Raw genomic sequence first — 22,380 nt, 5'->3', positions numbered from 1 at the left:
GCCCGGGCCCGCACGCAACGCTATTGGCAAGTGCGGATGGCCCGTTCCGCGGGCTGATGCTCCCTCAGACGCCAATAAAATAAGACAACATCGGTCCGCCCGGGCCCTGTTCGGGAGACGGCTCCCGATAGGCTCAGGACTTCGATGCGGAGCCCATGGCCTGCCCAGATGGTGGAATGCAGACACGGCGAGCTTAAACCTCGCTGCCCCTTCGCGGGCGTGCCGGTTCAAGTCCGGCTCTGGGCACTTTCCGATCTTCCTCGTCCCCGCCTCCGGTCCCGGCGGCGCACCGCGCCGGGTGAGGCGTGTCCCGTCCCGTGACTCCCCGGACGGGTGTCCGTCGCCCGGGTGATCTCCGTCAGGTTCCGGGCACGTTCCAGTCTGGTCATGAAGGCGCCCGGTCATGGCCGGGAATCACCCGGACGCGTAGCGTGTTGGCGAGCACGAAGAGGGAAAGATCCTCCCCAGGTATTAGGGTCGATCCTTTGCCAATCCATTACTCTTGAGCCAAGGCCGCGCACGGTGGCCATGGAGGAGTGAAATGAGGAGCAGCAACCCGGTCTTCTCGCGACGGGGGTTCAGCCGCGACAACGGCTACGCGGGCTTCAACGCCGCGCCGCAGGCCGGGGGCGCCGCTGTCGGCACGCAGGGCAACCCCTACGCCCAGCCGCAGGCCGGCAACCCGTACGCGCAGAACCCTTACGCGCAGCAGGACCTTCAGCACGGGGCGCCGCCGCAGGCCCCCACCACCGGCCGCATGACGATGGACGACGTCCTCATGCGCACCGGCACCACGCTCGGTGTTCTGATCGTCACGGCGGCCCTCGCCTGGGCCACGCTGCCCGTCGACGACGCGAACATCAGCCGGTCCTACGGCATCGCCATCGGCGCCGGCCTCATCGGCATGGTGCTGGGGCTCGTCCAGTCCTTCAAGCGCAAGGCCTCGCCCGCGCTGATCCTGGCCTACGCCGCGTTCGAGGGCGTGTTCCTCGGCGTGGTCTCCAGCGTCGTGGACAACCGCATCGCCAGCGGTGCGGCCATGCAGGCGGTGCTCGGCACCATGGCGGTCTTCGTCGCGGTCCTGGTGGCCTACAAGGCCGGCTGGATCCGGGTGAACCGGCGCTTCGTCGGCTTCGTGATGGCGGCCGCGCTCGGCTTCATCGTGCTGATGGCGATCAACCTGCTGTTCGCGGTGTTCGGCGGCGGTGACGGCCTCGGCTTCCGCAGCGGCCCGCTCGGCATCCTCTTCGGTGTCATCGGCATCCTGCTCGGCGCCTGCTTCCTCGCCCTGGACTTCAAGCAGGTCGAGGACGGCATCGCCTACGGCGCGCCGCGCGAGGAGTCCTGGCTGGCGGCCTTCGGCCTGACGCTGACGCTGGTCTGGATCTACATGGAGTTCCTGCGTCTCATCGCGATCCTCAACAGCAACGACTAGTCGCCGACGGTCGTACGCGGAAGGGCCCCGGGTTCCCACCCGGGGCCCTTCGCGTGGTCGTGGCGCGTCTGCCTGCCCTGGCCGGCGGCCTCAGAGCAGATTGCGCGCGGCCCTCCTCAGGTCGTACTCGTGGATGATCGCCTTCGCGTGGCCGTACGCGAGGTTGTGCTCGTGGCGGAGCCAGCTGACCTTCTCCTCGAAGTTGAAGAGAGCGGGTCCTTCTTCGACGGCACGGAGCCAGTCGGACACTTCACGACCGGTGCAATGGGGGATACGGGCGAGCAGGTTGCGATGGGTCTCCTCGGAGAAGACTTGGGACATCGGCGCCTCCGAACGCAGGGGATGTAAGCCGGTCCTTCAGGTCACCGTGCCTGAGCGTCGGCCCGTTGGCAACAGTGCCGCCGCGGCGCGTAGGTTGGGGCCGTGGTTGATACGACGCCCCTGACCCGTGCCGTGGATCACTTCGCCGATCGTCTGAGGGCGGCTCCGCAGAGCCGGCTGCAGCGCGGGGCGGCGAGCGAAGCCCTGAGCCTGGCGCGGGAGTTGTCCCGGCGGGCGCAGCTGCTGGAGGACCCGGGGGCCGAGCCCCGGGAGATGCCGGACGCCGGCATGTTCGCCGCGGCGGACCAGATCACCGTCGCCGTGCACGATCTGGCCGTCGTCCTGAGCGCCGACGACGAGGTCGAGGACGCGGTGCGGCTGGTGGAGGAGGCGCAGAAGCGGGCCGGGGTCTGAGAGCGGGCCCGGACTACAGGGACGCTATGACCCGGTCGGCCAGGATGTAGACGTTGTCGTCACCGCAGGCGAAGGTCAGGGTGTACGCCCCGGAGACACCCGAGCCGCCGAGCAGGACCGGCGTCTCGCCGGCGCGCAGGGCAGCCGCCAGCCGCTCGGCCGTCTCCCGGTGACCCGGTGTCATGCACAGCGTGGTGCCGTCGGCGAACACGTACACGTCCAGCGTGCCCAGCGGGCCGGGACGGACGTCCGTCAGCCCGATGGCCGAGGCGGCCAGGTCCTCCAGGGTGGCCACGGTGCGCTCGTGGTCGTTCACGACCGGCGACTGCACCGGGACGAAGTCCGGGTGGGAGGGGTGCCGGCGGCGGGCGGCGGCCAGCTCGGGCGACTCCGTCGGGGTGCCCGGCTGTACGAGGTCCTTGGGGGTGAGCTCGTCGGCGTCCGCGGTGGGCTCGGCGACCGGTTCCAGGTGGTCGAGGCCCGCGAGGTCGGCCTGCCGGGGCAGGAACAGCTCACTGTCGGCCAGGCCCAGCAGCGTGGGGCCGTCGGAGCCGTCCCGGGCCTCCTGCGCGGCCCAGAAGGCACGCGCCTCGGCCAGTTCACGCTCCCGCTCCTCGGCGAGGGCCTCGGCGACGGCGGCGCGTATCTCGTCCGCGTCGGCGGAGAGCCGGGCCTGCGGGACGCGGCCGGCGGTCCCCGCGGCGTTGCCCCGGGCGAGCTCGGTGTGCAGGGCCGCGACCTGTCGACGTAGCACCATGAGGGTGCGCAGGACGGCGACGCCCACGGCGCCGGTGGCGGCCGTGGTGAGCAGCAGGGCGATCGGCATGGCGCTCACTGACGTACTCCCGGTTCAAAGTCGACCCCCGACTTCCTACATCAGCTTGAAGGGCAAACCATCCAGCTGTCAGTGCGTAACGTCACGAACCGGACAGGTCTTTGGGTCGGGGGACGGGTGGTGCAACGGCTCTGAGCTGCGTGAATACCCCCTGCGAGGGAGATAGGTCACATCCTGAGGGAGATTGGATCACAAATCGGCCCAGAACCAAGGGGTTTCCCGGGTTCTGGGCCGACGGCTCACACTCGGTCGTGAGGCGACTACGCAGGGGTCGCCGGCGGGGTCAGCTGAGGCGCTCGATGACCATGGCCATGCCCTGGCCGCCGCCCACGCACATCGTCTCCAGACCGAACTGCTTGTCGTGGAACTGGAGGGAGTTGATCAGCGTGCCGGTGATGCGGGCGCCGGTCATGCCGAAGGGGTGGCCGACCGCGATGGCGCCGCCGTTGACGTTCAGCTTCTCCAGCGGGATGCCGAGGTCGCGGTAGGAGGGGATCACCTGCGCGGCGAACGCCTCGTTGATCTCGACCAGGTCGATGTCGTCGATGGTCAGGCCGGCGCGGCGCAGCGCCTGCTGGGACGCCTCGACCGGGCCGAGGCCCATGATCTCGGGGGACAGGCCCGAGACACCGGTGGAGACGATGCGGGCGAGCGGGGTGAGGCCGAGCTCGCGGGCCTTGGTGTCCGACATGACGACGACGGCGGCGGCGCCGTCGTTCAGCGGGCAGCAGTTGGCGGCGGTGACGAGGCCGTCGGGGCGGAAGACGGGCTTGAGGCCCTGCACGCCCTCCAGGGTGACGCCCGCGCGGGGGCCGTCGTCCTTGCTGACCACGGTGCCGTCGGGGAGGGTCACCGGGGTGATCTCGCGCTCCCAGAAGCCGTTCTTGATGGCTTCCTCGGCGAGGTTCTGCGAGCGGACGCCGAACTCGTCCATGTCCTGCCGGGTGACGCCCTTCCAGCGGGCGAGGTTCTCGGCGGTCTGGCCCATCGCGATGTAGGCGTCCGGCACCAGGCCGTCCTCACGCGGGTCGTGCCAGGTGGTGCCCTCCTGCTGGGCGACCTCGGCGGTGCGGGCCTCGGCCTCGGCGAAGAACGGGTTGTGCGTGTCGGGCAGGGAGTCGGAGTTGCCCTTGGTGAAGCGGGAGACCGTCTCGACGCCGGCCGAGATGAAGACGTCGCCCTCGCCGGCCTTGATGGCGTGCAGGGCCATCCGGCTCGTCTGCAGCGACGAGGAACAGTAACGGGTGACCGTGCAGCCCGGCAGGTGGTCCATCCCCATCTGCACGGCGACGACCCGGCCGAGGTTGTTGCCCTGCTCGCCGCCGGGCAGGCCGCAGCCGAGCATCAGGTCGTCGATGTCGCGCGGGTCCAGCTCGGGCACCTTGGCGAGGGCGGCCTGGATGATCGTGGCGGTGAGGTCGTCGGGACGGAGGTCCTTCAGGGAGCCCTTGAAGGCGCGGCCGATGGGGGAGCGGGCGGTCGAGACGATGACGGCTTCGGGCATCACGGCTCCAGTCGAAGGGCGCGGCGCGCGGCGCCTCGTTGCGGGGCGCCGGCGGAGGGTGCGCATACCGGTGGGTCGGGCAGGGCTGTGAGGGAAGTTACCCGTCCGTACCCGGAGGGTCACGGGTATCGGGGTGTGACCCTGACCGCAATTGTCTAAGCGCTTGCTTGGTTCATGGGGCCTCGCGTACGCCGGACGAGCCGGCCGGCGACGGCTCCGCCTCTCCCAGCCTCCGCCTGCGCCGGCGCTTGAGCAGCGCCCAGGGCCCCTTCGGGCCGGTCGGCATCGCCGCCGTGACCTCCGTGCCGGCCTCCGACGCGGCCTCGGCGGCGGCACGGGCGACCGGCAGGAAGCCCTCGCGGCGGGTGACGTCGGGGCGCTCCTCCTCCGCCGGCCACAGGCCGAGCGCCGCGCACACCGTCGGCAGGACCGCCATCGCCGCGGTCGCGTACCCCTCCGCGGAGGGGTGGTAGTGGTCGGGGCCGAACAGCTCGCGCGGGTTCGCCTCGAACTCCGGGCCCAGCAGATCGCCCAGCGACACCGTACGCCCGCCCTGCTCGACCACGCCGATGGTCTGGGCGGCCGCCAGCTGGCGCGACGCCCGCCGGGCGAGCCACCGCAGCGGCTGCTGCACCGGCTCGATCGTGCCCAGGTCGGGACAGGTGCCGACGACGACCTCCGCGCCGGCCGTGCGCAGCCGCCGGACCGCCGAGGACAGGTGCCGGACCGAACGCGTCGGCGGCATCCGGTGGGTGACGTCGTTGGCGCCGACCATGATCACGCAGACGTCGGGCGGCGCGGCGGAGTCCGCGAGCACCAGGGCCACCTGACGGTCCAGATCGTCGGACCGGGCCCCCGGCAGCGCCACGTTGCGCAGCACCACCGGGCGTTCCGCCACCGCGGCCAGCCCCGACGCCAGCAGCGCCCCCGGGGTCTGCCCCGCCCGGTGCACGCCCTGCCCGGCGGCGGTCGAGTCGCCCAGCAGCGCCAGGCGCAGCGCGGTCTCACCCGGGGCGTCGTAGAGGCGGCCGTAGCGGCCGTCGGCGTTCGGGACGTGGTCGGTCGTGCCGTTGCCGACGTGGCGCCTGGCCATCCGCACCTCGGCGAGCAGCAGGCCGACGGCCGCCGCGCCCGCCAGACCGATACCGCCCCCGCCGTACGCGGCGCCCGCCGCGATCCGTCGGGCCACCCGTGCCCTGGACATGCTCGTCATGCGTCGCCGCCACCTCCTCATAGTTGTACATCAACTGCTTGCCCCGCACGGACGGTGGCCCAATCCCCACGGCGCGTGAACGACCTTCACGGGTCTCGTGCAGGCCATAGGCTGGCGGAACCACTACGACCGCATCTTTTGCAGCATCCGGAGACAACGGTGCAATTCCACGACTCGATGATCAGCCTCGTCGGCAACACCCCGCTGGTGAGGCTCAACCACGTGACCAAGGGCATCCAGGCCACCGTCCTGGCCAAGGTCGAGTACTTCAACCCGGGCGGCTCCGTGAAGGACCGCATCGCCCTGCGCATGATCGAGGCGGCGGAGCAGAGCGGGGAGCTGAAGCCCGGGGGGACCATCGTCGAGCCCACCAGCGGCAACACCGGGGTCGGGCTGGCCATCGTGGCCCAGCAGAAGGGGTACAAGTGCATCTTCGTGTGCCCCGACAAGGTGAGCACCGACAAGATCAACGTGCTGCGCGCGTACGGCGCCGAGGTCGTCGTCTGCCCGACCGCCGTCGATCCCGAGCACCCCGACTCGTACTACAACGTCTCCGACCGGCTGGTGCGCGAGACGCCCGGGGCGTGGAAGCCGGACCAGTACTCCAACCCGAACAACCCGCTCTCCCACTACCACTCGACCGGCCCCGAGCTCTGGGAGCAGACCGAGGGGAAGATCACCCACTTCGTGGCGGGCGTCGGCACCGGCGGCACCATCTCCGGCACCGGCCGCTACCTGAAGGACGTCAGCGACGGCAAGGTCAAGGTCATCGGCGCCGATCCCGAGGGCTCGGTGTACTCCGGCGGCTCCGGCCGGCCGTACCTGGTCGAGGGTGTCGGTGAGGACTTCTGGCCGAGCGCCTACGACCGGACGGTGGCCGACGAGATCGTGCCGGTGTCCGACAAGGACTCCTTCCAGATGACCCGGCGCCTCGCCAAGGAGGAGGGCCTGCTCGTCGGCGGCTCCTGCGGCATGGCGGTCGTCGGCGCGCTGCGGGTGGCCGAGCGGCTCGGCCCGGACGACGTCGTCGTGGTCCTGCTCCCGGACAGCGGCCGCGGCTACCTCAGCAAGATCTTCAACGACGAGTGGATGGCCGACTACGGCTTCCTGGAGGACGAGGGCCCCAGCGCCCGCGTCGCCGACGTCCTCAACGACAAGGAGCACGGCGCCATCCCGTCCCTCGTCCACATGCACCCCGACGAGACGGTCGGCGAGGCCATCGAGGTGCTGCGCGAGTACGGCGTCTCGCAGATGCCGATCGTGAAGCCGGGCGCCGGTCACCCCGACGTCATGGCCGCCGAGGTCGTGGGCTCCGTCGTGGAGCGCGAGCTCCTGGACGCCCTGTTCACCAAGAGGGCCTCGCTGGAGGACCCGCTGGAGAAGCACATGTCGGCCCCGCTGCCGCAGGTCGGCTCCGGCGAGCCGGTCGGCGACCTGATGTCGGTGCTGGGCGCCGCGGACGCCGCGATCGTGCTCGTCGAGGGCAAGCCGACCGGGGTCGTCAGCCGGCAGGACCTGCTGGCCTTCCTGGCCAAGGGCGGGAAGTAGCGGCGGATCCACGGCGAACGGGCCGGGCCGGCGGCGAACGTGCGGTGACCGGTGGTCCCGGCCGTCGCCGAAGTGGTACGAGCGTGTCACGTCGACGCAGCACACGCTTAACACGCGTCCGGCACATTGATGGGTGTCGGCAGACGGGCGGGAGCGGCTCCCCGCCCGAGCCGGCGCCGAACGTCCAAGGACCTCCGGAGCGGCTCCCGGACCTCCATGGACGCCCGGACGTGAGACCTGGCCCTGACCCGGTCGACGTCCCTCGCGGGGACCGCCGTCGTCCCGCCCCCCGGTGACGGGGGTGCGGCGGTCCCCGCGCACAAACCTCTCAGTCCTCCCAGGCGTCGTCGCCCTTGCCGGCCCCGGGCCGCCGGCCCCGGAACAGCCCCGGGCTGGTGCGCGCGACCTGGGCGACGTTCACGCCGACGATCCCGGCCCAGGCGACCAGCAGCCCCGGCAGATGGGCGACGCCGCCGCCGATGGCCGACAACGGGATCGCCAGGACCAGCGAGACGATGCCGAAGCCGAAGCGCTCGCCCCAGCTGTCCGTGGGCCGGGACGACCGGGCGCCCCTGGCCGCGGTCATCTGCTGCTCGGCCAGCTGCCGGCGGAGCCGGCGTTCCACCGCGCCGTCGATGCGCTGGTCGACCTTCTCCAAGAACGAGTCGACCAGCGCGGACTCGTACTCCTCGCCGAGTTCCCTGCGGGCCTGCAGCGTGGCGTCGAGTTCCTTCTTGAGCTCGGGGCCCTGCGCGTCCATTGCGGTCATACGCCCACGGTAGGCAGCGGCGGGAGCCTCACGCACTGGGGACAACCCCCCTCTCACGGCGGGGGAAGCCCCGCCCGCCACCCGGGCGCACGGGACGGGATGCGAGACGTCCCTTGCCCGGCTGCATAGCGTCATGCAGAGTTCTTTCTAGCTGAATAACGGCGTGAGGGGAGTGCTGGTCGATGGGGTCGCGGTGCGTGGACCTGCCGGGCGTCCCGTCTCCCGGGCACACCGGGCCGGTCGTCCTCGACGGGGCCGGGCTCGGCGTGGAGGACGTCGTGCGCCTCGCCGACGGCACCGCGCGGCCCGTGCCCGCGCCCGACGCGCTCAAGCGGGCCGAGCTGTCCTGGGACGCCGCCCGCCTCATCGCCGCGACCGGACGGGTCTACGGCCGCTCCACCGGCGTCGGCGCCAACCGCAACGAGCCCGTACCCACCGAGGCCGCCGCCGGGCACGGGCTGCGGCTGCTGCGCAGCCACGCCGGCGCCATCGGCGCGGAGGTGCCCGCCCGGCAGGTGCGGGCCATGCTCGCCATACGGGCCAACCAGCTCCTCGCGGGCGGCGCCGGCCTGCGCCCCAGCGTCGTCACCGCCCTGTGCGAGGCGCTGGAGGGCGGCGCCCACCCGGTCGTCAACGAGTTCGGCTCCGTCGGCACCGGCGACATCGCGGCCCTCGCCCAGGCCGGCCTCGCGCTCGCCGGTGAGCACCCCTGGCGCGGCCCCGGGGCGCCCGCGCTGCAGCCGCTCGACAACAACGACGCCCTCGCGTTCATCAGCAGCAACGCCCTCACCCTCGGCCAGGCCGCTCTCGCCCTGCACGAGCTGCGCGGGCTCGTCGGCGCCACCGAGGTCGTCGCCGCCCTCTCCCTGCTCGCCGTCGACGGCTCCCACGAGGCGTACGCCGCTCCCGTGCACGCCGCCCGGCCGCACCGGGGCAGCTCCGAGGCCGCCCGCCGGATGCGCGGCCTCATCGGCGCCGACGACCGGCCGACCCCACCGCTCGGCCGGATCCAGGACCCGTACGGCTTCCGCTGCCTGCCCCAGATCCACGGCCCCGCGCACGACGCCGCCGACGCCCTGGAGCACGTGCTCACGGTGGAGATGAACGCGGCCGCCGAGAACCCCCTCATCTCCCCCGAGGACATGGCCGCCTACCACCACGGCGGCTTCTACCAGGCCCAACTCGCCCTGGCCCTCGATCACTTCCGGCTCGCGCTCACGCAGGTCGCCCGGCTGTCGACGTCCCGTCTGTCGACCCTCAACGAACCGGCCTACACGCGCCTTCGGCCGTTCCTCGCCGACCCCGCGCCCGCCGCGTCGGGCGTGATGATCCTCGAGTACGCGGCCGGCGCCGCCCTCGGCGATCTGCGCGCGTTCTCCGCCCCCGCCTCCCTCGGGCACGCTGTACTCTCCCGGGGCGTGGAGGAGCAGGCCAGCTTCGCCTCGCTCGCCGCGCGGCAGACACTGCGCGCGTGCGACGCGTACCGTCTCGTCGTCGGCTGCGAACTCGTCTCCGCCGTACGGGCGTTGCGCCAGCGCGACCTGCGGCCGGACCCCGCGCTGCCGGCGGGCCGGGCCCTGGAGCTGGCCGAGGCGGTGCTCGACGACGACCCGGCCGACCGCCCGCTCACCGGCGACGTCACCGCGGCGGCGGCACTGCTGGACCGGTTCACCGACCTCTGGAGGGGAAGCGCGGCATGAGCGCCGACAGGAACACGACCGGGACGGACGGCCCCGCCGCGCGACTCCAGACGCTGTTCGAGGGGCACCGGCTGACCCCGACCCAGCGGCGCATCGCCCACAGCATGGTGCGCCGGGCCGCCGACGTGCCGTTCCTGTCCAGCGTGGAGCTGGCCGAACTGGCCGGCGTCAGCCAGCCGTCCGTGACCCGCTTCGCCGTCGCCCTCGGCTTCGACGGCTACCCGGCGCTGCGCCGGCACCTGCGCGAGGTCGCGCCCGCCGAACCGGCCCCGGACACCGGCTCGTACAACGAGTACCAGCAGGCCGTCGAGGCGGAGATCGAGAACCTGCGCCACCTGGCCGAGGCGCTCGCCGACCCGCGCCCCGTGCAGCGCGCCGGGCACGTCCTCGCCGCCTCCCGCCCGCTGCCCGTCCTCGGCCTGCGCGCCGCGGCCGCCCAGGCGTACGGCTTCGCGTACTTCGCCGCCAAGGTGCACCCGGACGTCCGGCTGCTGGACGAGGGCGGCACCATGCTCCACGACCGGATCGACGCCGCCGTCCGGGCCGGGGCGAGTGCCCTGCTCTGCTTCGCGCTGCCCCGGCACCCGCGCGAGGTCCTGGACGCCCTGGTCTACGCCAAGGAGGCCGGGCTGACCGTCGTGACCGTGGCGGACTCCGCGTTCGCGCCCGTCGCCCGGGCCTCCGACCTGCTGCTGCCCGCGGCCGTCGGCACCGGTCTCGCCTTCGACACCGCGTGCGCGCCGATGCTGCTGGGCCGGGTCCTGCTGGAGGCCATGTGCGACGACCTGCCGGACGCCCAGGCGCGTCTTGAGGAGTTCGACGCACGGGCGGCGGCACGGGGGCTGTTCGTCGAGTGAACCGGTCCGTGCGCTCTTAAGACTCATCTCACGTTGGCCGGCTAACCTGCCCGCCACACGTGTCTGGACGGCAACGAGACGGGAGGCTGAACGTGGTGCGCGGTGGAGGACATGGGCTGGCTCGGGTCGCCGTCGTCGTACGGGCCGGGGCCGCGCCGCTGTGGTGGACCGGGGTGTGCGCGGCCGGTGTCGGTGCGCTGGTGCCCGGCCTGACGGGGCGCCGGATCGGCGGGCTCGCCGGGGCGGCGCTGTTCCTCGTGGCCCTCGCCGTCGTCTCGTACGCCCGCCGCGGACGGTACGCCGCGCTGATCGGGTCGGCCGCCCGGGCCGCCAAGCAGGACGTGCTCCAGGACCGGGCGGTGAGCGTGCGCGCCTGGCGCCGGGGCCACCGCTGGTGGCTGCTGGTGGCCTTCGCCGCCGCCGTGGCCTCCGCGTTCGCGGTGCCGGTGGCCGGCGGGCTGCTGCTGGCGGGCTGCGGGGCGGGGCTGTGGCTGAAGGCGGCCTGGCTGGGCCGCCGTGAGCTGGCCGGGGGCGTCCTGCTGTGGGTGCGGGTCGACTGGCTGGACGCCCGGGCGGGCCGCCCGGCCGGCAAGGCCGTGAAGGGCTACCGCAGCACCGGCATCGCCGCGGGCGACGCGGCCCCGGGCGGGGCCCGCCGCCGCACCGCGGCGCTGGTGTGAGTCCGGCGCCCTACACCTCCAGCTCCTCCTCGATCTTCTTCAGCTGGTGCCGGGCCATGGCCAGGTTGGCGCGCTTGGCGTCGAGCACCAGGTAGAGGAAGAGGCCGTTGCCGCCGCGCCCGGTGAGCAGCCGGATCAGGTGGTACTGGTCGCTGAGGGTGATCAGGATGTCCTCGATGCCGCCCTTGAGGCCGAGGTGCTCCATGGTGCGCATCTTGGCCCGGATGACGTCGGTGTTGCCCGCGGCGGCGACGTTGAGGTCGAAGGTCTTGCTGCCGCCCAGGGTGCCGAGGGCCATTCCGCTGGTGTAGTCGACGAGCGCGGCGCCGGTCGCCCCCTCGATCGACGCGAGGCATTCCTTCAGAGTGGTCTCGGTGTTGGCCATGACGTGGTGTCCTCTCAACTTTCGGTAGTGGTGCGCGCGTTCGCGGCGGTGCGCGCGGCGCGCGTGCTTCTCGTACGGGTGGGCATGGGTCTGGCGGGCTCCTTCGCGGAGCTCTCGGCCGGGTGCCGCTTCGGCAGCGCCGCATCGACGTCGACGAGTTCGCCGATGCGGGCGCCGGCGCGGCGGCCCTCCAGGTGCAGCCGGCCGACGTTGACGCCGTCCTCGGCGAGCAGCGTCAGCACGGCGGTGCGTCCGGCGGCGTAGGTGGCGACATAGCCGCCGGTGCCGCGCAGGAGCAGCTCGCGGAAGTCGCCCCGGCCGGTCGCGTCCGTCACGCGCATCGCGACGCCGAGCGCCGCCGCGGTGAGCGCGGCCAGGCCGTCCGGCTCGACGCCGGGTGTGTCGTGGGCGAGGACGAGGCCGTCGACGCCGGCCGCCAGGGCCCCGGTCAGCTGGGGAACCCGGGCTCTGAGCCGGCGGAACTCGTCGAGTAGAGCGGCCTCGGCCGCCATCAGTTTTCTCCTCTCGGCACGGGACCGCTGGGGCGGGCGGGGCAGCCCGTCCGCCGTGTCGCGGTCCTCGAAGGGTTTGCGGTCAAAGGGCCTCCAGCGCATCCCTGACCCTCTTCAGCAGCGCGACATAGGGATCGCCGGCGGCGTCGGACGGATGGTCCTGGTGAAGCGGTGTCCGCGCGCAGACGAGGCCCGCCGCGGCCAGCCGCCGCAGGTGCACCAGGGTGTGGAAGGCGGGCCTGCCCAGCTCCCGCGCGATGTCCACGGCCTTGCGGACGCCGTCCACCCGGGCCAGTACGGCCGCCTGCCGGGACGGCACCGCGGGCGCCGCGACCGGGTCGGCCCGCACCAGCGGCGCGCCGTCGATCGCCGGGTCCGGCCAGATGTGGCGCAGCAGGGCGCGGCGGCGCAGCGTCTCGCGCTCCAGGTCGTCCACCGGCACCGGGTGCACGGCGGCGAGCCAGTGGGCGCCGCCGTACCGGAAGCGGCCGGGCGTGCTGCTCGGGGCGAGCGCGAAGTACGCCGCGTCGTACAGGGCGCTGACCTGGGCCAGCTCCAGCACGCCGGCGGTGACGCCGTGCCGCAGCAGATGGGCCTCGTCGGCGGTGTCCTCGGCGTCCTGCCACGCGGTGGCGTCGAGACCGCCGTGGGCCGTCAGCAGCGTGCCGAGGCTGGGGGCGAGCGGGCTCTCCGCGTGCACCACCCGGCCGTCGACGAGGTGGAGCGTGCCGTGCTCGCGGTGCAGGACGCCGGTGGCGTGCTCGTCCGCGAGCCGGGTCAGCATCGGGGAGACCACACCCCGGCTCTCCCGGAGGGCCGCCTGCCGGTCCCGGACCGGAAGCCGGGGCGGCGGGGTATCGGCGACCACGGTCATCCCAGCACCAGCCGTTCGGCCATCTCGCCGAGCCGGATGCGGGCCAGCGCGAGATTGCCGTCCGAGCGGGCCAGCCACAAATACAGGCACACGCTGCTGTCGAACGACGTCGGCACGAACCGCAGCACGTGGTAGCTGTCGCGGTTGCTGAGGATCACGTCCTCGACCGGGGGATCCGCGGGGTCGCCGCCGTCCTGCGGGCCGAACGCCTGCTGCTCGGCGGCCAGCCGGGCCAGTTCCGCCGCCTCGGCCGCCGCCGTCTCGTGGTCACCTCCCGGAGGGTCGCCCACCGTGCCCAGGGCCAGCCCGCTCGTCCAGTCCACGAGTGCCGCGCCCCGGGCACCTGGCAGTCGCATCGTCTCCAGCAAGCACTCGTCGATTCCGGGCACCGTCGCTCCCCTCCCGCCTGGGGTCCGGCTGAGTGACCGCCAAACTACGCAACGTGTGTGCGGCGAGTGAGCCTTCGGGCATTTTCCGGTGGAACATGCGCCGAGTGGCTAGGGTGGGTCGACTGACCACCTGCGCAGGCGAGTTGACCTCGCCTGTTCACAGTGCTGCCCTGGGGTGCGTCAACGGCGTTCGGGCTCGGCGAGGGTGGTGAGCGCGGTGACGTGCGCCCCTCCGGACTCGGCCACGATCTCCTCGACGGACTGCGGTTCCCGTACCGTCGCGAACGCGACCTCCCCGTCCGCGCCGGCCGCGAAGCCGTAGACCCCGGGCCGCGCCAGGGAGTTGTACGCGTAGTGGTGCGCGAAGTAGTACGCCCCGGTGTCGAGCGCCGCCGCGTGGTCCCCCTGCTCCAGCAGCGGCAGCGAGGCCCGCTCGGCCAGCAGGTCGCCGGAGAAGCAGGCCGGCCCGGCCACGTCCTGGGTCACGTCCGGCCCCTCCTTGGGGCGCCCCTTGGCGTCGTACGCGGCGATCCGCAGCGGCCAGCTGCCCGGCATGTACACCGTCCGCGCGGCGACCTGCACCCCCGCGTGCGTGATCGCGACAGGCCGCCCGCCCGCGCTCTTGGCGTACTCGACCCGGGCCACGATCGTGCCGTGCTTGGCGAGCAGGGACCGGCCGAACTCGGTGACCAGGCCGTAGCGGCCGTCGAACAGCCCCGGCACCGTCTCCGCGAGCAGGCGCGCGTACTGCGCGTAGGTCGGGGTGGTCGCGTCCGAGGCGAAGTTCACGGGCAGTCCGCCGCCGAGGTCGAGGGTGTCGATCTGCCGCCGTCCGACCGCCTCGTTGATCTCCTCCGCCAGCGCGTACGCCTCCGCCACGCCCTGGGCCATCAGGGACAGCGGGATGCCCTGCGACCCGGTGTGCGTGTGCAGCCGGGTCAGCCATGGACGGTCCCGGTACGCCTGGACGACCCACGCGCGGGCCCCTGGGTCGCGCAGCGCCACGCCGAACTTCGAGGTGGGCGTGGCGGTCGACGTCGCCCCGATGGACCCCCCGCCGACCTGAGGGTTCACCCGCAGCCCGAGCGGGGAGCGGCCGGCGGCCGAGCGCGTCAGGGCGTCGAGGCGCTCCAGCTCCTGCGGATTGTCGGCGTTCACGGCGACGCCCAGGGCGAGCGCCTGGCGCAGCTCGGCCGGGGTCTTCGCGGGCGAGTCCAGGACCGTCGCCTCCGGGCGCAGGCCGGCCGCCCGGGCCAGCGCCAGCTCGCCGGGGCTGGCCACCTCGGCGCCGACCCCCTCCTCGTGCAGCAGCCGCAGCACCGGCACCAGCGGGCACGCCTTGACGGCGAAGGCGTGCAGCACGGGGGTGCCGGGCGCCACCACGGCGTCGAAGGCCGCCCGCAGCGCCGCCGCCGACTCCCGGATGCCGGTGACGTCGAGCAGGCCGACGACGGGGGAGTCGGGGCCGAGCAGCCCCCGCTCCACGGCCGCCCGCACCGCCTCGTCCCGCCGTGCCGCCCGCCGTCCGTCGTGCGCCTCGATCCCCGCCGCCTCGTCCACCGCGTCCTCCGTCCCGTCGTCGTCCGCACCACTGCGTCCAGCCAAACACCGACCGGGTGCCCCTGCTGGCGCGCGGATGTATTGACTAGCTCTATTCATGAAGCCAGGATGTGAATAGCAACCTCAACAGTCATCGTCACCGTCCGCTGGGAGGCAGACCATGTCAGGACCCCGCACCGTCCGAGCTCCGCGCGGTACGGAACTGAGTGCCCTGGGATGGCAGCAGGAAGCCGCCCTGCGGATGCTCCAGAACAACCTCGACCCCGAGGTCGCCGAGCACCCCGACAAGCTCGTCGTCTACGGCGGCACCGGCAAGGCCGCCCGCGACTGGCGCTCCTTCGACGCCATGGTCCGCACGCTGAGGACCCTCAAGCAGGACGAGACGATGCTCGTCCAGTCCGGCCGCCCCGTCGGCGTCATGCAGACCCACGAGTGGGCGCCGCGCGTCCTCATCGCCAACTCCAACCTGGTGGGCGACTGGGCCAACTGGGAGGAGTTCCGCCGCCTGGAGGCCCTCGGCCTCACCATGTACGGCCAGATGACCGCCGGCTCCTGGATCTACATCGGCACCCAGGGCATCCTCCAGGGCACCTACGAGACGTTCGCCGCCGTCGCCGCGAAGAAGTTCGGCGGCACCCTCGCCGGGACGATCACCCTCACGGCCGGCCTCGGCGGCATGGGCGGCGCCCAGCCGCTCGCCGTCACCATGAACGACGGCGTCGCGATCTGCATCGACTGCGACCCGCGCGCCATCGAGCGCCGCATCGAGCACCGCTACCTGGACGTGAAGGCCGACGATCTCGCCCACGCGCTCCAGCTGGCCACCGAGGCCCGCGACGCGCGCAGGCCGCTGTCCATCGGACTTCTCGGGAACGCGGCCGAGCTGCTCCCGCGGATGCTCGCCGAGGGCGCCCCCGTCGACATCGTCACCGACCAGACCTCCGCCCACGACCCGCTCGCCTACCTGCCGGCCGGCGTCGCCTTCGAGGACATGGCCGACGCCGCCGCCAAGGACCCGGCCGGGTTCACCCAGCGGGCCCGCGAGTCCATGGCCCGGCACGTCGAGGCCATGGTCGGTTTCATGGACGCCGGGGCCGAGGTCTTCGACTACGGCAACTCCATCCGCGGCGAGGCCCAGCTCGCCGGGTACGACCGCGCCTTCGCCTTCCCGGGCTTCGTCCCCGCCTACATCCGCCCCCTCTTCTGCGAGGGCAAGGGCCCCTTCCGCTGGGCCGCCCTGTCCGGCGACCCGGCCGACATCGCGAAGACCGACAAGGCGATCCTCGACCTGTTCCCGGAGAACGAGTCCCTCGCCCGCTGGATCAAGCTGGCCGGGGAGCGCGTCCACTTCCAGGGCCTGCCCGCCCGGATCTGCTGGCTCGGCTACGGCGAACGCGACAAGGCCGGCGAGCGCTTCAACGACATGGTCGCGAGCGGCGAGCTGGCCGCGCCGCTGGCCATCGGACGCGACCACCTCGACTGCGGCTCCGTCGCCTCCCCGTACCGCGAGACCGAGGCCATGCTCGACGGCTCCGACGCGATCGCCGACTGGCCGCTGCTGAACGCCATGGTGAACGTGGCCTCCGGCGCCTCCTGGGTCTCCCTGCACCACGGCGGCGGCGTCGGCATGGGCCGCTCCATCCACGCCGGCCAGGTCACGGTCGCCGACGGCACGAAGCTCGGCGGCGAGAAGATCCGCCGCGTGCTGACCAACGACCCCGGCATGGGCGTCATCCGGCACGTGGACGCCGGCTACGACATCGCGGAGTCGGTCGCCGACGAGCGGCGGGTCCGCGTGCCGATGCGCGAGGGTGACCCGGCGTGAGTGAGAACGGCAACCCCCCGGTGAGGGCGGGCGGTCCGCCGCCGACCGCGGGACCGGCCGCGCCCACCCGTGCCGCCCCGCGGAACGACGGCCCGCAGCCTGGCGGCAGCTCGTTCCACGAGATGTGGCGCGAGCTGCACCCCATCGGGCGGCACCCCGACTCCCACGGCTACCGCCGCTCCGCCTGGACCGGCGCCGACCTCGACTGCCGGGCCTGGTTCGAGGAGCAGGCACGCACCCGCGGCCTCGCCTACGAGGTGGACCGCAACGGAAACCAGTGGGCCTGGCTCGGCGACCCCACCGCCGGGGACGCCGTCGTCACCGGGTCCCACCTGGACTCCGTGCCCGACGGCGGGGCCTTCGACGGCCCCCTCGGCGTGGTGTCCTCCTTCGCCGCGCTCGACGAACTGCGCGCCCGCGGCACGGACCTCGCCAAGCCCCTCGCCGTCGTCAACTTCGGCGACGAGGAGGGCGCCCGCTTCGGGCTCGCCTGCGTCGGCTCCCGGCTCACCGCCGGAGCGCTCAGCACCGAGGAGGCGCACCGCCTGACCGACGCGGACGGCACCAGCATGCCGCGCGCCATGGAGGCCGCCGGATACGACCCCGACGCCCTCGGCGCCGACCCCGAACGGCTGGCCCGCATCGGCGCCTTCGTCGAGCTGCACGTCGAGCAGGGCCGCGCCCTGGACCTGACCGGCGACCCGGTCGGCATCGCCAGCGCCATCTGGCCGCACGGCCGCTGGCGGTTCGACTTCCGGGGCGAGGCCAACCACGCCGGGACCACCCGGCTCACCGACCGGCGCGACCCCATGCTCCCCTACGCCGAGACGGCGCTCGCCGCCCGCCGGGAGGCCGAACACGCCGGCGCCGTCGCCACCTTCGGCAAGATCGCCGTCGAGCCCAACGGCGTCAACGCCGTCCCCTCCCTGGTGCGTGGCTGGCTCGACTCCCGCGCCCGGGACCAGGCGGTGCTCGACACCGTCGTCGGCGGCATCGAGAAGGCGGCCCGCGCCCACGCCGACGCACACGGCGTCGGACTCGACGTCGTCCGCGAGTCCTTCACGCCGGTCGTCGAGTTCGACCACGGACTGCGCGACGAACTGGCCCGCATCCTCGGCAAGGACACCGACATCACCGTGCCCGTCCTGGGGACGGGCGCCGGACACGACGCCGGAATCCTCTCCGGGCGCATCCCGACGGCCATGCTGTTCGTACGCAACCCCACGGGTGTCTCGCACTCCCCGGCCGAGTTCGCCGCCGAGGACGACTGCGTGGCCGGGGTGCTCGCACTCGCCGACGTACTGGAAGGACTGGCCCGCAGGTGACAGCGAAGACGTACTGGCTGGAGCACGCCTGGCTCGACACCCTCCCCCAAGCTCTCGGCTCCGCTCGAGCAGGGAGGACCCCCATCGAGCCGGGCGTCGCGCTCGACGTGGCGGACGGCCGTGTCACCGCCGTCCGCACCGATGTGCCCACCCCGCCGCCCGGCGCGGAGGCCCTGCGCGGACTGACCCTGCCCGGCCTCGCCAACGCGCACAGCCACGCCTTCCACCGCGCCCTGCGCGGCACCGCCCAGGTCGGCTCCGGCACCTTCTGGACCTGGCGTGAGGTCATGTACGCCATCGCCGAGCGGCTGACGCCGGAGACCTACCACGCCCTGGCCCGCGCCGTGTACGCCGAGATGGCGCTCGCCGGCATCACCGCCGTCGGCGAGTTCCACTACGTCCACCACGCGCCCGGCGGCACCCCGTACGCCGACCCCAACGCGATGGGCGAGGCCCTGATCGCGGCCGCCGCCGAGGCCGGCATCCGGATCACCCTCCTCGACACCGCCTACCTCTCCTCCGGCTTCGGCCGCCCGCCCACCGCCCACCAACTGCGCTTCTCCGACGGGGACGCCGACGCCTGGGCCGAACGCTGTTCACTTCTCAAGGAACACGATCACGCGCGGATCGGCGCGGCCGTCCACTCCGTGCGGGCCGTGCCCGCCGACCAGCTGGCGACCGTCGCCCGCTGGGCCGAGGAGCGGCGCGCCCCGCTCCATGTGCACCTGTCCGAGCAGACCGCCGAGAACGACGCCTGCCGCGAGGCCCACGGCTGCACCCCCACCCAGCTGCTGGCCCTGCACGGGGTCCTCGGCCCGCGCACCACCGGTGTGCACAACACCCACCTCACGCCCGAGGACATCTCCCTGATCGGCGGCAGCGGCACCGGCACCTGCATGTGCCCCACCACCGAACGGGACCTCGCCGACGGCATCGGACCGGCCGCCGCCCTCCAGAACGAGGGCTCACCGCTGTGTCTCGGCTCCGACAGCCACGCCGTCATCGACCTGCTCGAAGAGGCCCGCGCCCTGGAGCTGAACGAGCGGCTGCGCACCCGCACCCGCGGTCACTGGACGGCGGCCGCCCTGCTGCGGGCCGCGTCCGCCGACGGCCACGCGGCCCTCGGCTGGGACCGGGCGGGCACGCTGGAGCCCGGTGCGCTCGCCGACTTCACGACCGTCGCGCTGGACTCCGTCAGGACGGCAGGGCCGCTTCCGCGGCTCGGGGCCGAGACGGCCGTATTCGCTGCGTCGGCAGCGGACGTGTCGCATACGGTCGTGGCCGGCCGGCACGTCGTGCGGGACGGGGTCCACACCCTTGTGCCGGACGTGCCGCGAGCCCTCGCGGACGCCGTCGCAGCCCTGCGCGGATGACCCCGGGCCGCTCCGCCCCCGACCCCACCGCCGACCAGGCAACCAAGGACGCCATGAGCAACGCGACGACCGTCAGCCCCGCCCACTCAGCGAGCACCGCCAGCACGCTCATCACCAACATCGCCGCCCTGGTCACCAACGACCCCTCCCTCGGTGACAATTCCCCCCTCGGACTGGTCCACGACGCGGCGATCGCCGTCGAGGGCGACCGCGTCGTGTGGACCGGTGATCAAAGGAAAGCACCCGCCACTGACAACCGGGTCGACGCCGGTGGCCGGGCGGTGATCCCGGGCTTCGTCGACTCCCACTCGCACCTCGTCTTCGCGGGCGACCGCACCGAGGAGTTCAACGCCCGGATGTCGGGCCGGCCGTACAGCGCGGGCGGCATCCGCACCACGGTCGCCGCCACCCGGGCGGCGAGCGACGCCGACCTCGAGCGCACCCTCACCCGGCACCTCGCCGAGGCCCTGCGGCAGGGCACCACCACCTTCGAGACCAAGTCCGGCTACGGCCTGACCGTGAAGGACGAGGCCCGCGCCCTGCGCATCGCCGCCGCCCACACCGACGAGGTCACCTACCTCGGCGCCCACATCGTCCCCCCGGACCACGCCGGCGACCCGGCGGCCTACGTCGAGCTCGTCACCGGCGAGATGCTGGACGCCTGCGCCCCGTACGCGCGCTGGATCGACGTGTTCTGCGAGAAGGGTGCCTTCGACGGCGACCAGGCCCGCGCGATCCTCACCGCCGGAAAGGCCCGGGGCCTGCACCCGCGCGTCCACGCCAACCAGCTCTCCTACGGCCCCGGCGTACAGCTGGCCGTCGAACTGGACGCCGCCAGCGCCGACCACTGCACGCACCTCACGGACGCCGACGTCGACGCGCTCGCCCACAGCCGTACCGTCGCCACCCTGCTGCCCGGCGCCGAGTTCTCCACCCGGGCGCGGTGGCCCGACGCCCGCAGGCTGCTCGACGCCGGGGTCACCGTGGCGCTGTCCACCGACTGCAACCCGGGTTCGTCGTACACCTCGTCGGTGCCGTTCTGCGTGGCGCTCGCCGTACGGGACATGGGGATGACGCCCGACGAGGCGGTCTGGTCGGCCACGGCGGGCGGTGCGGCGGCACTGCGCCGGGACGACATCGGACGGCTCACCCCGGGCGCCCGCGCCGACCTGCTGCTGCTCGACGCCCCGAGCCATGTGCACCTGGCCTACCGGCCCGGTGTGCCCCTGGTGGGCGAGGTGTGGCGGCGCGGCGTTCGCGTGGCCTGATCAGGCGGCCCCCGCCCGCCACCGCTGGCCGGCGCCGCTGCGCGCGGGCTCCAGCGACAGCCCGTCGCCGGCGCCGCCGTCGGGAGTGAGGGCCGTCCCGAAGGCGATGACGGGGCGGATCAGCCCGTCCCCGTCCACCACGAACATCAGGTTCCGCCCGTTGCGGCCCGACACCGAGTCGCAGTCCCAGATCCCGACGCCCCGGTCCGTGTCGCCCCGGCTGTCCAGGCAGAAGCCGGGGTCGGCGGCCGACTGGAGCACCCCGCGGTCCTCGTCGACCCGCCAGCGCTGGGTGCGCGACCCGGAGCAGCGGGCCGTGACCACGTCGGTCCCGTCGAAGAAGGCGCCGCCCACGTCCAGGCACAGTCCCGAACCGGCGTTCACGACCTGCGCGAACGAGGAGGACGGCGGGCGCGCGGTGGAGGACGGCGGTCGTGGCGTCGCGGTCTTCGTGGGCGTCGGACTCGGAGTCGGCGAGGGCGACTTCGTGGTCCGTGAAGGGGACGGTGACGGTGACGGCGGAGGCGACGACGTCGACGACGTGGTCGGTTCGGTCGCCGCCGAACTCGTCACCGCCGCCGGAGGCACGCTGACCGCCGCGCCCGCCGGGTCCCCCGCCTCCGATCCGCCCTGCGCCCCCAGGAACACCACCAGCGGCAGCAGAGCCACCCCGAGCGCCGCCGACACCAGGACGAGCTGACGGCGGTCCGGCCGTGTCTCCCGCACGCGGCCGGGCCGTATGCGCGTGCCCCGGCCGGAGGTCGTCGTCTCCCGTGCCGCGTCCCCGGTGTACGCCGTACCGCCCCACGGCAGCAGCCCCTCCGCCAGGGCCGCGCGCGGGGTGTCCCGCAGTGCCGCCAGCTCGTCGTGGGCGGCGGCGCAGTGCGCGCAGCGCGCCATGTGAGCCTGCAGATCGGCGCTGTCGCGCGGGTTGTCCGGCCGTACGGACTCCTCGATGAGACGGCCGAAGTCCGGGCAGTCCGGGTCGTCGGAGGCGGCGAGGCGGGTGTGCAGGCAGGCGCGGGCGAGCTGCTGGAGCGCCGGGCCGGTGCCGTACGCGACGTCCTCGCGGGTGAGGCCGAGCAGGGCCGCCGTGCGCTCGGGCGCCTCCCCCTCCACGAGCCCGTACCAGACCAGGCCCTGGGCACGGTCCGGCAGGGACTGGAAGGCGGTGAGCATGGGCGGGAGCGGCCCGTCGGGACCGGTCGTGCGCAGCAGGAGCAGCAGGGCGGGGTCGAGGCCCGCCGCCCGTTCGTCCGTCGCCCAGGTCCCGGCCGTCCGGGCGGCGAGGAGCAGGAGGTGGTGCCGCCAGGGCAGGCCGGGGTCGATGCCGCGCGCGGCCTGCCGGGCAGCCGACGTGACGGCCCCGGCGGCCAGTTGACGCGCCAGGGCGTCGTCGGGGGCGCACAGCCGGGCGTAGGCGAGGACGTGCGGGAGGTGGCGGGCGCGCAGCTCCTGGAGGGCGGGGTACGCCGTGGTCGTGTGACCGCGCAGCAGTTCGGTCAGCCGGGCGTCGGAGGTGTCCGCGTGGATCCGGGGACCGGTGTCCTCACGGTCGTGGCCTATTTCCTCGGCCCCAGTCATCCCGCCGCC

At 73.5% G+C, this 22,380-nt stretch carries 21 protein-coding genes and 1 tRNA gene; 11 read left to right on the top strand and 11 right to left on the bottom strand.

Annotation, left to right across the window (positions count from 1 at the left end):
* Positions 1–162: 162 nt before the first annotated feature.
* Positions 163–246 (top strand) — tRNA-Leu (locus tag ACFRAC_RS12310).
* 295 nt (positions 247–541) lie between these two features.
* Positions 542–1,435, top strand: coding sequence for a Bax inhibitor-1/YccA family protein (locus ACFRAC_RS12305; protein WP_382923823.1), 894 nt, complete (start codon positions 542–544; stop codon positions 1,433–1,435).
* 90 nt (positions 1,436–1,525) lie between these two features.
* Here the strand turns inward: ACFRAC_RS12305 and ACFRAC_RS12300 are convergent, their stop codons facing one another.
* Positions 1,526–1,756 carry a DUF4287 domain-containing protein gene (locus ACFRAC_RS12300; protein ID WP_055624215.1) on the bottom strand — a complete coding sequence of 77 codons (231 nt, stop codon included), beginning with the start codon at positions 1,754–1,756 and terminating at the stop codon, positions 1,526–1,528.
* Positions 1,757–1,858: 102 nt separating this feature from the next.
* Between ACFRAC_RS12300 and ACFRAC_RS12295 the strand changes: the two genes are divergently transcribed.
* Positions 1,859–2,170, top strand: coding sequence for a hypothetical protein (locus ACFRAC_RS12295; RefSeq protein WP_382923822.1), 312 nt, complete (start codon positions 1,859–1,861; stop codon positions 2,168–2,170).
* 13 nt (positions 2,171–2,183) lie between these two features.
* Here the strand turns inward: ACFRAC_RS12295 and ACFRAC_RS12290 are convergent, their stop codons facing one another.
* The 3 genes from ACFRAC_RS12290 to ACFRAC_RS12280 form a co-directional block, all read right to left on the bottom strand.
* Positions 2,184–3,005: a hypothetical protein gene (locus tag ACFRAC_RS12290; protein WP_382923821.1), complete on the bottom strand. Its 822-nt coding sequence runs from the start codon at positions 3,003–3,005 to the stop codon at positions 2,184–2,186.
* Positions 3,006–3,288: 283 nt separating this feature from the next.
* Positions 3,289–4,509: an acetyl-CoA C-acetyltransferase gene (locus tag ACFRAC_RS12285; protein WP_382923820.1), complete on the bottom strand. Its 1,221-nt coding sequence runs from the start codon at positions 4,507–4,509 to the stop codon at positions 3,289–3,291.
* Between the two features lie 172 nt (positions 4,510–4,681).
* Complete coding sequence (locus tag ACFRAC_RS12280; protein WP_382923819.1) at positions 4,682–5,722, bottom strand: SGNH/GDSL hydrolase family protein; 1,041 nt, start codon at positions 5,720–5,722, stop codon at positions 4,682–4,684.
* 159 nt (positions 5,723–5,881) lie between these two features.
* Between ACFRAC_RS12280 and ACFRAC_RS12275 the strand changes: the two genes are divergently transcribed.
* Positions 5,882–7,270 carry a cystathionine beta-synthase gene (locus tag ACFRAC_RS12275; protein WP_382923818.1) on the top strand — a complete coding sequence of 463 codons (1,389 nt, stop codon included), beginning with the start codon at positions 5,882–5,884 and terminating at the stop codon, positions 7,268–7,270.
* Between the two features lie 328 nt (positions 7,271–7,598).
* On the opposite strand, the gene ACFRAC_RS12270 is transcribed toward ACFRAC_RS12275, so the two are convergent.
* Positions 7,599–8,039, bottom strand: a complete 441-nt coding sequence (locus ACFRAC_RS12270; RefSeq protein WP_382923817.1) for a hypothetical protein — start codon at positions 8,037–8,039, stop codon at positions 7,599–7,601.
* Positions 8,040–8,221: 182 nt separating this feature from the next.
* On the opposite strand from ACFRAC_RS12270, the gene ACFRAC_RS12265 reads away from it, so the two are divergent.
* The 3 genes from ACFRAC_RS12265 (at position 8,222) to ACFRAC_RS12255 (ending at position 11,276) form a co-directional block, all read left to right on the top strand.
* Positions 8,222–9,739: an aromatic amino acid ammonia-lyase gene (locus tag ACFRAC_RS12265; RefSeq protein ID WP_382923816.1), complete on the top strand. Its 1,518-nt coding sequence runs from the start codon at positions 8,222–8,224 to the stop codon at positions 9,737–9,739.
* Positions 9,736–10,596: a MurR/RpiR family transcriptional regulator gene (locus tag ACFRAC_RS12260; protein ID WP_382923815.1), complete on the top strand. Its 861-nt coding sequence runs from the start codon at positions 9,736–9,738 to the stop codon at positions 10,594–10,596. The genes ACFRAC_RS12265 and ACFRAC_RS12260 overlap by 4 nt, the downstream gene beginning before the upstream one ends.
* 92 nt (positions 10,597–10,688) lie before the next feature.
* Positions 10,689–11,276: a hypothetical protein gene (locus ACFRAC_RS12255; RefSeq protein WP_382923814.1), complete on the top strand. Its 588-nt coding sequence runs from the start codon at positions 10,689–10,691 to the stop codon at positions 11,274–11,276.
* 10 nt (positions 11,277–11,286) lie between these two features.
* Here ACFRAC_RS12255 and ACFRAC_RS12250 read toward each other — a convergent pair whose 3' ends face one another.
* The 5 genes from ACFRAC_RS12250 to ACFRAC_RS12230 form a co-directional block, all read right to left on the bottom strand.
* Positions 11,287–11,661, bottom strand: a complete 375-nt coding sequence (locus tag ACFRAC_RS12250; protein WP_382923813.1) for a hypothetical protein — start codon at positions 11,659–11,661, stop codon at positions 11,287–11,289.
* Positions 11,662–11,675: 14 nt separating this feature from the next.
* Positions 11,676–12,173, bottom strand: a complete 498-nt coding sequence (locus tag ACFRAC_RS12245; protein WP_382923812.1) for a roadblock/LC7 domain-containing protein — start codon at positions 12,171–12,173, stop codon at positions 11,676–11,678.
* A gap of 82 nt (positions 12,174–12,255) precedes the next feature.
* Positions 12,256–13,047 carry a transcriptional regulator gene (locus ACFRAC_RS12240; protein WP_382923811.1) on the bottom strand — a complete coding sequence of 264 codons (792 nt, stop codon included), beginning with the start codon at positions 13,045–13,047 and terminating at the stop codon, positions 12,256–12,258.
* Entirely contained in the window at positions 13,044–13,436 is a 393-nt protein-coding gene (locus tag ACFRAC_RS12235; RefSeq protein WP_361340718.1) for a hypothetical protein, read from the bottom strand. Before ACFRAC_RS12235 ends, ACFRAC_RS12240 begins: the two co-directional genes overlap by 4 nt.
* A 180-nt stretch (positions 13,437–13,616) precedes the next feature.
* Positions 13,617–15,041: a diaminopimelate decarboxylase gene (locus ACFRAC_RS12230; RefSeq protein ID WP_382923810.1), complete on the bottom strand. Its 1,425-nt coding sequence runs from the start codon at positions 15,039–15,041 to the stop codon at positions 13,617–13,619.
* 115 nt (positions 15,042–15,156) lie between these two features.
* Here ACFRAC_RS12230 and hutU point away from each other — a divergent pair, with 115 nt between their 5' ends.
* The 4 genes from hutU to hutI all read left to right on the top strand — a co-directional run bounded on the left by hutU (position 15,157) and on the right by hutI (position 20,787).
* The gene (gene hutU / locus ACFRAC_RS12225; protein WP_382923809.1) at positions 15,157–16,821 is read left to right on the top strand and encodes a urocanate hydratase; all 1,665 of its coding nucleotides are present in this window, start codon (positions 15,157–15,159) and stop codon (positions 16,819–16,821) included.
* A gap of 122 nt (positions 16,822–16,943) precedes the next feature.
* Entirely contained in the window at positions 16,944–18,146 is a 1,203-nt protein-coding gene (locus tag ACFRAC_RS12220) for an allantoate amidohydrolase (RefSeq protein ID WP_382923977.1), read from the top strand.
* Entirely contained in the window at positions 18,143–19,519 is a 1,377-nt protein-coding gene (locus tag ACFRAC_RS12215; protein WP_382923808.1) for a formimidoylglutamate deiminase, read from the top strand. The genes ACFRAC_RS12220 and ACFRAC_RS12215 overlap by 4 nt, the downstream gene beginning before the upstream one ends.
* The gene (hutI, locus tag ACFRAC_RS12210) at positions 19,516–20,787 is read left to right on the top strand and encodes an imidazolonepropionase (RefSeq protein WP_382923807.1); all 1,272 of its coding nucleotides are present in this window, start codon (positions 19,516–19,518) and stop codon (positions 20,785–20,787) included. Before ACFRAC_RS12215 ends, hutI begins: the two co-directional genes overlap by 4 nt.
* On the opposite strand, the gene ACFRAC_RS12205 is transcribed toward hutI, so the two are convergent.
* Entirely contained in the window at positions 20,788–22,371 is a 1,584-nt protein-coding gene (locus ACFRAC_RS12205) for a ricin-type beta-trefoil lectin domain protein (RefSeq protein ID WP_382923806.1), read from the bottom strand.
* Positions 22,372–22,380 lie beyond the last annotated feature (9 nt).

The organism is Streptomyces sp. NPDC056628 (assembly GCF_042792555.1).
Lineage (GTDB): Bacteria > Actinomycetota > Actinomycetes > Streptomycetales > Streptomycetaceae > Streptomyces.
Note: the sequence above shows the minus strand (reverse complement) of the source record. Positions and strands in the feature narration are given on the sequence as shown.

Excerpts from the sequence above, each read along its gene's own strand:
- ACFRAC_RS12285 (WP_382923820.1), bottom strand. The coding sequence starts at position 4,509 with ATGCCCGAAGCCGTCATCGTCTCGACCGCCCGCTCCCCCATCGGCCGC.
- ACFRAC_RS12205 (WP_382923806.1), bottom strand. The coding sequence starts at position 22,371 with ATGACTGGGGCCGAGGAAATAGGCCACGACCGTGAGGACACCGGTCCC.
- ACFRAC_RS12305 (WP_382923823.1), top strand. The coding sequence starts at position 542 with ATGAGGAGCAGCAACCCGGTCTTCTCGCGACGGGGGTTCAGCCGCGAC.
- ACFRAC_RS12245 (WP_382923812.1), bottom strand. The coding sequence starts at position 12,173 with ATGGCGGCCGAGGCCGCTCTACTCGACGAGTTCCGCCGGCTCAGAGCC.
- ACFRAC_RS12300 (WP_055624215.1), bottom strand. The coding sequence starts at position 1,756 with ATGTCCCAAGTCTTCTCCGAGGAGACCCATCGCAACCTGCTCGCCCGT.
- ACFRAC_RS12260 (WP_382923815.1), top strand. The coding sequence starts at position 9,736 with ATGAGCGCCGACAGGAACACGACCGGGACGGACGGCCCCGCCGCGCGA.
- ACFRAC_RS12250 (WP_382923813.1), bottom strand. The coding sequence starts at position 11,661 with ATGGCCAACACCGAGACCACTCTGAAGGAATGCCTCGCGTCGATCGAG.
- ACFRAC_RS12220 (WP_382923977.1), top strand. The coding sequence starts at position 16,944 with ATGTGGCGCGAGCTGCACCCCATCGGGCGGCACCCCGACTCCCACGGC.
- hutU (WP_382923809.1), top strand. The coding sequence starts at position 15,157 with ATGTCAGGACCCCGCACCGTCCGAGCTCCGCGCGGTACGGAACTGAGT.
- ACFRAC_RS12240 (WP_382923811.1), bottom strand. The coding sequence starts at position 13,047 with ATGACCGTGGTCGCCGATACCCCGCCGCCCCGGCTTCCGGTCCGGGAC.
- ACFRAC_RS12270 (WP_382923817.1), bottom strand. The coding sequence starts at position 8,039 with ATGACCGCAATGGACGCGCAGGGCCCCGAGCTCAAGAAGGAACTCGAC.
- hutI (WP_382923807.1), top strand. The coding sequence starts at position 19,516 with ATGACCCCGGGCCGCTCCGCCCCCGACCCCACCGCCGACCAGGCAACC.
- ACFRAC_RS12265 (WP_382923816.1), top strand. The coding sequence starts at position 8,222 with ATGGGGTCGCGGTGCGTGGACCTGCCGGGCGTCCCGTCTCCCGGGCAC.
- ACFRAC_RS12280 (WP_382923819.1), bottom strand. The coding sequence starts at position 5,722 with ATGACGAGCATGTCCAGGGCACGGGTGGCCCGACGGATCGCGGCGGGC.